Below are 7416 nucleotides of genomic sequence, written 5' to 3' on the forward strand. Positions count from 1 at the left end.
GAGCGCGGGGGCGCCCTGCCCGGACTGGCCAGGGGGGAGCGCGGGCGCCGAACGGCCCGCGGCGAGCTCCTGTTTGCGCTCCAGGGCCGCTTCGAGCTCCTGGATGGTCGGCATGCCGTCCGACTTCCCGGGGCGCCCTGGACGGCCGCTCGCGCGGTCGCGCGGGAGGACGGCGGGGATGGTCGGGCCGAGCGAGTTGCGGGCGACGTCGAAGAGCTGCCGGGCGACCGCGTCCGTCTCGGGCGCCGAGGGCCTGCGCGCGCCCCCGCGAGGGGCTCCCGAACCGCCGCTGCGGCTGCTGCGCAGCGACATCGCGCGGGTCGCGTTGAAGGTGCCGCTGTCGGTCTCGGCGCGGTTGTAGAGCGAGGTGACGGCCTGCTGGATCTCGGACCTGCTGGGCGCGGGGCCGTCCCCGAGACGGGAGGAGTCGGAGCGTTGTCCGGCACCCGCGGGGCCCTGGCCTCGGTCCGTCGCCATGGAGGACGCACTCCTTCCGTGCACAGCCTGCCGCCGAGACGGCCGGCCCCGCCCCGCCGGGTCGCCCCGGATTCGGCGGAGGCCGCGCGGCCCGGCGGTTCGCCGGAGTCGGTCGTGCGGCCCGGCGGTCAACTTAGCCAACTTGTGTGGCTGGCGTGAAGATTGAAGCGTTAAATGTCCGATACGTAGTCGTGACCTTCGTCTCTTTCAGGCGTGTGACCGGCGGTAACACCCCCATGTGGGGAGTGAGTTGCCGACTCTTGGGGAACAGGATGCGTGCTTCCCGATGCTTGCGGGATACAACTTGCAGTCATGCGTGTCGACTACTCGCCCGGCTCCCTGGGCACCGCGGCCTTCTACCGGCTGCTCACCGCCGTCGTCGTCCCCCGGCCGATCGCCTGGGTCTCGACCCTGACGGCCGACGGCGCGACGGCCAACCTGGCCCCGCACTCGTTCTTCAGCGTCGCCTCCACCGACCCGCCGGTGATCCAGTTCACCTCCGTGGGCCGCAAGGACACCCTCCGCAACGTCGAGGCGACCCGCGAGTTCGTCGTGAACCTCGCCCCGGAACCGCTCTTCGGGCAGATCAACGAGACCGCGACCGACTTCCCGTCCGGGGAGGGCGAGTTCGAGGCGGTCGGCATCGGGCAGGAGCCGTCCCTCAAGGTCAAACCGCCCCGTGTCGCGGCCTCCCCGGTCGCCCTGGAGTGCCGCCTCCACACGACTGTCGGCATCGGCAACTCCACCCTCGTCCTGGGCGAGGTCGTCCATGCCGCGATCGACGACTCCGTGCTGGTCGACGGCCACCCGGACATCCGCCGACTGCGCCCCCTGGCCCGACTCGGCCGCGACGAGTGGGGCCTGCTGGGCGAGATCCGCGAACTGTCGCGCGTCGCGTACCGGGACCGGCCGAAGAACTGACGCCGGGGTGGCCTCCGAGGTGCCCGCCGGGGGGCCGACTCCTCTGACAGGATCACCTCATGACGACCCGTGACCTCGCAGACGGCTCCTGGCACTCGTTCCGGTCGAAGAACTCGGCCCTGTCGATCGGCTCGGTGAACTCGTTCCTCTCGATCGGGTCCGTGGGCAGCGCGCTGTCCATCGGATCCGTCGGGAGTTTCCTCTCGGTCGGCTCCATCGGCTCCTCCGCGTCCGTCCTGTCCGCCGGCTCCTGGCTGAGCGTCGGCTCGGCCCTGTCCGCGAACTCCACGGGCGAGGTCCTCGCCTGGCGCTCGCGGCGCCGTACGACGGCCGCGGTGGCCGTGGCGGGACTGCTCGCCGCGGGCCTCTGGTCGGCCCGTGCGCGAACCCGCGGCTGACCCCCGCACAAGCTCCTGACCTGCGACGCCCCCCGATCCGGGGGGCGTTGTCAGTGGCGGCCGATAGCTTGATCGATGTCACGCCGGTCTGGCGGAAGACATCCCTTGTGCTGCGAAGGAGCTGATGTGTCGTCGGATTCGGAGAACGTCCCGGTATGGGAGCGGTCGAGCACCGCGCGGGTGCTCGCGCCCGCCCGGCCCCGCAAACTCGCCAAGGTCCCCTTCGTCGAACTGGCCGACGGCCGCCTCCAGGGCGTCGTCTCCAGCGGCTCGGACATCGGCCGGGTCTACGTCTCGTCGATCGCGGCGGGGACGTACGCGTACGGGTGCAGCACCAACAACAACCGCCCCTGCGGCGGCGCGCGGGGCTCGTTCTGCAACCACATCCGCGCGCTGGTCACCGAAGCGGTGCTCCAGTACGGCGCTGAGCGCGTCGCCCGCTACCTGCGCGTGGACGCCGACGGCGCCGCCGACGCGGGCGCGCTGACCGCCGTCATGACCGGCATGAACCCCGCGCCGGACCCGGCCAAGGCCGCCGCGGCCGTGTTCAGCCGCTTCCTGCGCCACCTCGCCTACCTCGAACTCGCCCCCACCACCGCCCCCTTGCCGGAGATGCAGTGGTTCCCGCCGACCCGGGCGGAGGCCGCCTGATGCGAGCCGACACCCTGACCGAACCGGTCGAGGGCCTGGCCGAGGCCCTGGCCGCCGTCGACGCCCTGGACCGCGCCCTCACGGCGGGCCTCCTGCGCCCCCGCCCCGCCCAGGCCGCCGACCTGACCGTCCTCGCGGACGCGCTCGCCGCCAGCCCCCTCGCCACCCGCGTCGCCGAGGCCACCGAGAAGGCCGCCGCAGGCACCGCAGCCGAGGACCACTTCCTCGCCCTCGCGGCAGCCCGGACGGCCCTGCTGGGGGCGGCACACGACGCGCTGGCGGAACGGATCGCCGAAGCGGTGGGACGGCCGACCGGCACAACCGGCGCGGCGCTGACGGCTGTTGACGGCGGGGCGGACATCGCCGCCGGGCATACCCCCGGTAGCGACGCCGAGCCCCTCACCGGCGAGCGAGCCGCCGTTTCCGGAGCCTCCGGCGACGAAGACCGGAGCTCCGCGCACGCGGCAGCACCCGACACCGACAGCCCCGCCCCCACGCACGAGGCGGCCCCCGACACCACCAACCTCCGCGCCGCCGCCCGCACATGGCTCACCGACCTCGCCCGCGCCGGCTGGCAGGGCATCGACCACGAGCTGATCGCCGGTGCCGCCCCGGTCGTCTCCGCGCTCCTCGCGGAACCGTCCGTGCGCCGCCTCGCCGCCCTCCTCGACGGGTTCACCGCCGAACTCGCCGCCTCCTGCCCGGGTACGGCCCTGGAGAGGATCCCGGCGCGGCGCTGGGGCGACCTGTGGGCGCGCGGGATGCTGCTCGGCGTCCCCGGGGCCGACGCGCCGGTCGCGCCGCCCGGGACGGCCACCGGACGGCTGCTGCCGCTCGGCGTCGACCTCCACGAGCACGCCACCGCCGTACAGGCCCAGGTGCACGCGGTGTTCGAACCGGCCGGCGGCGGAGCGCCCCGGCTGGTGCGCGCGAGCGTCTCCGCGCCGAAGCCCGACACGGTCGTCGGCGCGGGCGTGTGGCAGCTGCTGCGACCGCACATGGCGCTGCTGGCGGCGCTCGGCGAGGGCCGCGCGATGGAGCTGGACGGGATGCCGGTCACCGGCGAGGGCGACCTCCTGTGGGACGACGCCCACGCGCGCCCGGGGGAACCGGCGGACGCGTTCACCACCGCGCGGGTCGCCCTGCCCACCGCGCTGACCGCCCCGACGGCACCCCTGGACCGGCACCCCGCACAGCTCGCCGTACCGGTCCTCCTGGAGGGCTACACCGCCCAGGAGGGCGTGTTCGTCCTCGCCGGGCAGCCCCTTGCGGTGGACGCCGACCGTATCCCCGTCGCGGGCCCGCTGACCCCGGACGTCGTGGCCTCGTCCGGCGCCTGCATCGGGCTGCTGCGGTGGGACGGCGGACGGTTCGCCGTGCAGCCGCTGGCCGTCGAGACCCTCGTACGGAGGAAACCCGTCGCGCTGCACGCGGGCGCGTGGGCCGGGGGGACCACTGACAAGGCGGGCGTGAAGGCGGAGAAGGCGGCGACCGACGCCGTGGCCGTGCTGCGCGAGCGCGCGGGAAGGCTGCTGAGGAAATGAGCGCGGAGATCGCCGAAGAGGCGTACGACAACCGGCGGCAGGTCCTGTACTGGCGGCTGCTCGCCCGGCTCTTCGACCCGGAGGAGCGGCCCGCGCTGGAGTCCGCGAGCCTCGCCGTCGTCGAGGACATCGGACTGCCGCCCGCGCTCCTGGACCCGCGCGCCTCGGTCGACTCGGTCGTGCAGCGGCACCCCGCGCTGGCCGAGGAGTTCGACGGCCTGATGCTCGCCGGCGAGCCCGACGGGGAGCGCGACCGGGCGGCCGAGGTACGGCGCGCGGCGCTGGTGTCGAAGGTCCTGCTGAACGTGTTCGCGACCGGCTCCGGAGCTGTCGACGCCGGGCAGCTGGCGCGCTGGCAGGCGGACGCCGGCTGGCTGGAGCGCGCCTTCGGCTGCGACCCCGGCGACCTGCGCGCGGGACGCCGGGGCGTCAGCCCGACCGGCACGGGGTTCGGCGGCCCCGACCCCGATCTGAGCCGCCTGATCCCGCCGATCGGCCCGGAACTCGGCGCGCTGGAAGCCGACCTGGTCAGCCGCATGCACCTGCGCGAAGTCCTCGCCGACCCGAAGCTCGCCTCCCAGCTCACCCCCAGCATGTCGCTGATCGAGCAGCTCCTGCGCGACAAGAACAACCTCGACGGCGTCGCCCTCGCCAACGCCAAGGCGCTGATCCGCCGGTTCGTCGACGAGGTCGCCGAAGTGCTGCGCACCCAGGTCGAGAAGGCGACCGTCGGCGCGATCGACCGCTCGGTCCCGCCCAAGCGCGTCTTCCGCAACCTCGACCTCGACCGCACGATCTGGAAGAACCTCACCAACTACAGCCCCGAGGAGGAGCGGCTCTACGTCGACCGCCTCTACTACAAGCAGACCGCCCGCAAGACGACACCGCAGCGGCTCGTCGTCGTCGTGGACCAGTCGGGCTCCATGGTCGACTCGATGGTCAACTGCACCATCCTCGCCTCGATCTTCGCCGGGCTGCCGAAGGTCGACGTCCACCTGATCGCGTACGACACCCAGGCCCTCGACCTCACCCCGTGGGTGCACGACCCGTTCGAGACGCTGCTGCGCACGAAGCTCGGCGGGGGCACCGACGGCACGGTCGCGATGGCGCTCGCCCAGCCGAAGATCGCCGAGCCCCGCAACACGGTCGTCGTGTGGATCTCCGACTTCTACGAATGGCGCCAGGAACCCCTCTTCGCGAGCATGGCCGCCCTGCACCGCTCCGGCGTCAAGTTCATCCCCGTCGGCTCGGTGACCAGCTCCGGGCGCGGCAGCGTCAACCCCTGGTTCCGCGACAAGTTCAAGGACCAGGGCACGCCGGTGATCTCCGGCCACATCAAGAAGCTCGTCCACGAGCTCAAGAACTTCCTCACCTGACCAGCCAGAAAGGCCCTCACATGTCCGACCTGTTGCGCGCCCCCGCCGAACTCAAGTACGCCGAGGAACTGGACTGGCTGGAGTCGGTCGACGACAGCCCCAAGCCGTTCACCTGGCGCCTGTCGCCCAAGATGATCCGCCTGTTCGTCCTCGGCTCCGAGCGCGCCGACGGACTGGACCGCGAGATCTCCCAGAAGTGGTTCGGCGACCGCGCCATCGTCGAGCGGGCCATCGTCACCCTCGCCTCCGACCGCGGCCTCCTGCTCATCGGCGACCCCGGCACCGGCAAGAGCTGGCTCGCCGAACTCCTCGCCGCCGCGATCTGCCGCAACTCCACCCTCGTCGTCCAGGGCACCGCCGGGACCACCGAGGACCACATCAAGTACTCGTGGAACGTCTCCCAGGTCATCGCCAAGGGACAGTCCCGCGAGTCGATGATCCCCTCGCCGATCATGACCGCGATGGAGTCCGGCGCGATCGGCCGCGTCGAGGAGCTGACCCGCTCCACCAGCGACGTCCAGGACGCGCTGATCTCGATCCTCTCCGAGAAGTACATCTCCGTACCCGAACTCGACAGCGACAACATCGTGTTCGCGAAACCCGGCTTCTCGGTCATCGCCACCGCCAACAGCCGCGACCGGGGCGTCAACGACCTGTCGTCCGCGCTGAAGCGGCGCTTCAACTTCGTGCGCATCCCGGTCGTCACGAACAAGAAGAGCGAGGCGGAGATCGTCCGCTTCCGCACCGAGGAACTCCTCCGGCGCCACCAGATCGAACTCGACGTCCCGCCCACCCTGCTGGACGTCCTGCTCCAGAGCTTCGCCGACCTGCGGGCCTCCTCGGCCGCCGCCGCGAGCGACGACGAGAAGCTGGAGTCGGCGCTGTCCACCGCCGAGCAGATCGGCGTCCTGGAGGACGCGATCCTGCACAGCAACTTCTTCGGCCAACAGGCCCTCACCGCGCACACGCTGGCGTCGTCCCTCGTCGGCTCGCTGGCCCGGCGCGCGCCCGAGGACCTCGCGATCCTCAACAAGTACCTGCACGGCGTCGTCGAGCCGCGCGGCAAGGAAGAGGGCGGCTCCTGGCCGGAGTTCCTCGAAGGCGGCCGTGCGGCGATCGCGACGCTGTCATGAGCGGCCCCGCCCCGCACACCCACGGCCCCTTCGACGCGCTGCGCGCCCAACTCGACGACGCCGCCCAGACGTTCGCCGACGGCCCCGACGCCCTCGAAGGCATCCTGCGCGGCATCGTCGACGACGTCGACCGCGCGATACGCGAACCCCTGGAGATCTTCCCCGTCTGCCACCACTCCCCGGCCTCCGCGCTCGCCATGGCCCGCCGCCTGCGCGAGAAGCAACCCCGGGTGATCTACCTGGAGTTGTGCGAGGACATGGCGCCGCTCCTCACCGAGCTGCGCAACTGCCGCCTCCCCGTCGCCGTCCAGGCGTTCGCCGGCGAGATCGAGGGCTTCCCCCTCGACTGGGCGCCCCTGTCCGTCGTCGCCCCGATCACCGAGGCGTCCGCCGAGTACCAGGCCATCGCCTACGCCCTCGACACGCCCGGCGTCGAACTCGTCCTCGTCGACCGCTCCTCCGACCACGTCTTCCAGTGGGAGACCCCGCGCGCCGCCGAACCCGCGCCGGGCGACGAGGAGTCCGCCCTGCACGGGGACGCCGTCGGCGTCGAGATCGGCGATCTGCGGCCCCGGTTCGGCGAGCTGGAGGAACACCTCCTGCGGCACGGGCGGGTGCGGCACTGGTCCGAGTGGTGGCACCAGTACGTCGAAGTGCCCCTCGGCGACGGCGACCACGANNACGCGGCCAGCCGCGTCGCCGAGTTCGGGATCGCCGGCAGCGACACGTTCACCATCACGCCGCCCAGCGGCACGAAGTGGCGGCACGGCCTGATCCCGTCGAGCAATACGGCGATCGAGGCACAGTTCGGGCTCGCGTCCGGGTCGGTGTCCATCGCGGCGACGGAGTGGGCGAAGAACCTCAGACGCAGCCGCGTGAAGCCGTACCGGCTGGCGGGACAGGCGGGGGCGGGGAA

6 protein-coding genes and 3 pseudogenes are annotated in these 7416 nt (G+C 72.5%); 8 read left to right on the forward strand and 1 reads right to left on the reverse strand.

What is annotated here, in order from left to right; genetic code table 11:
- Positions 1 to 477: pseudogene (locus tag AOK24_RS35820) on the reverse strand (hypothetical protein); the annotation flags it as partial.
- 312 nt (positions 478 to 789) lie between these two features.
- Here AOK24_RS35820 and AOK24_RS35825 point away from each other — a divergent pair.
- The 8 genes and pseudogenes from AOK24_RS35825 to AOK24_RS51565 all read left to right on the forward strand — a co-directional run.
- Complete coding sequence (locus AOK24_RS35825; RefSeq protein WP_055724144.1) at positions 790 to 1398, forward strand: flavin reductase family protein; 609 nt, start codon at positions 790 to 792, stop codon at positions 1396 to 1398.
- A gap of 59 nt (positions 1399 to 1457) precedes the next feature.
- Positions 1458 to 1796 carry a hypothetical protein gene (locus AOK24_RS35830; RefSeq protein ID WP_055724145.1) on the forward strand — a complete coding sequence of 113 codons (339 nt, stop codon included), beginning with the start codon at positions 1458 to 1460 and terminating at the stop codon, positions 1794 to 1796.
- A 126-nt stretch (positions 1797 to 1922) separates the two neighbouring features.
- The gene (locus tag AOK24_RS35835) at positions 1923 to 2447 is read left to right on the forward strand and encodes a hypothetical protein (protein ID WP_055724146.1); all 525 of its coding nucleotides are present in this window, start codon (positions 1923 to 1925) and stop codon (positions 2445 to 2447) included.
- A complete protein-coding gene (locus AOK24_RS35840) occupies positions 2447 to 3991 on the forward strand; it encodes a hypothetical protein (protein ID WP_420876719.1) in 1545 nt (514 codons plus the stop codon). The genes AOK24_RS35835 and AOK24_RS35840 overlap by 1 nt, the downstream gene beginning before the upstream one ends.
- Positions 3988 to 5367, forward strand: a complete 1380-nt coding sequence (locus AOK24_RS35845) for a vWA domain-containing protein (RefSeq protein ID WP_055724148.1) — start codon at positions 3988 to 3990, stop codon at positions 5365 to 5367. The genes AOK24_RS35840 and AOK24_RS35845 overlap by 4 nt, the downstream gene beginning before the upstream one ends.
- A 20-nt stretch (positions 5368 to 5387) precedes the next feature.
- Positions 5388 to 6500: an ATP-binding protein gene (locus AOK24_RS35850; protein ID WP_055724149.1), complete on the forward strand. Its 1113-nt coding sequence runs from the start codon at positions 5388 to 5390 to the stop codon at positions 6498 to 6500.
- Positions 6497 to 7179: pseudogene (locus AOK24_RS35855) on the forward strand (DUF5682 family protein); the annotation flags it as partial. The gene AOK24_RS35850 and the pseudogene AOK24_RS35855, both read left to right, overlap by 4 nt.
- Before the next feature lie 2 nt (positions 7180 to 7181).
- Positions 7182 to 7416 (forward strand): annotated as a pseudogene (locus tag AOK24_RS51565) (hypothetical protein); the annotation flags it as partial.

The sequence above is a fragment of the Streptomyces niveiscabiei genome (genome assembly GCF_001419795.1).
GTDB classification, from domain to species: domain Bacteria; phylum Actinomycetota; class Actinomycetes; order Streptomycetales; family Streptomycetaceae; genus Streptomyces; species Streptomyces niveiscabiei.

Coding starts and splice junctions, on each gene's coding strand:
- AOK24_RS35825 (WP_055724144.1), top strand. CDS start 790: ATGCGTGTCGACTACTCGCCCGGCTCCCTGGGCACCGCGGCCTTCTAC.
- AOK24_RS35830 (WP_055724145.1), top strand. CDS start 1,458: ATGACGACCCGTGACCTCGCAGACGGCTCCTGGCACTCGTTCCGGTCG.
- AOK24_RS35840 (WP_420876719.1), top strand. CDS start 2,447: ATGCGAGCCGACACCCTGACCGAACCGGTCGAGGGCCTGGCCGAGGCC.
- AOK24_RS35845 (WP_055724148.1), top strand. CDS start 3,988: ATGAGCGCGGAGATCGCCGAAGAGGCGTACGACAACCGGCGGCAGGTC.
- AOK24_RS35850 (WP_055724149.1), top strand. CDS start 5,388: ATGTCCGACCTGTTGCGCGCCCCCGCCGAACTCAAGTACGCCGAGGAA.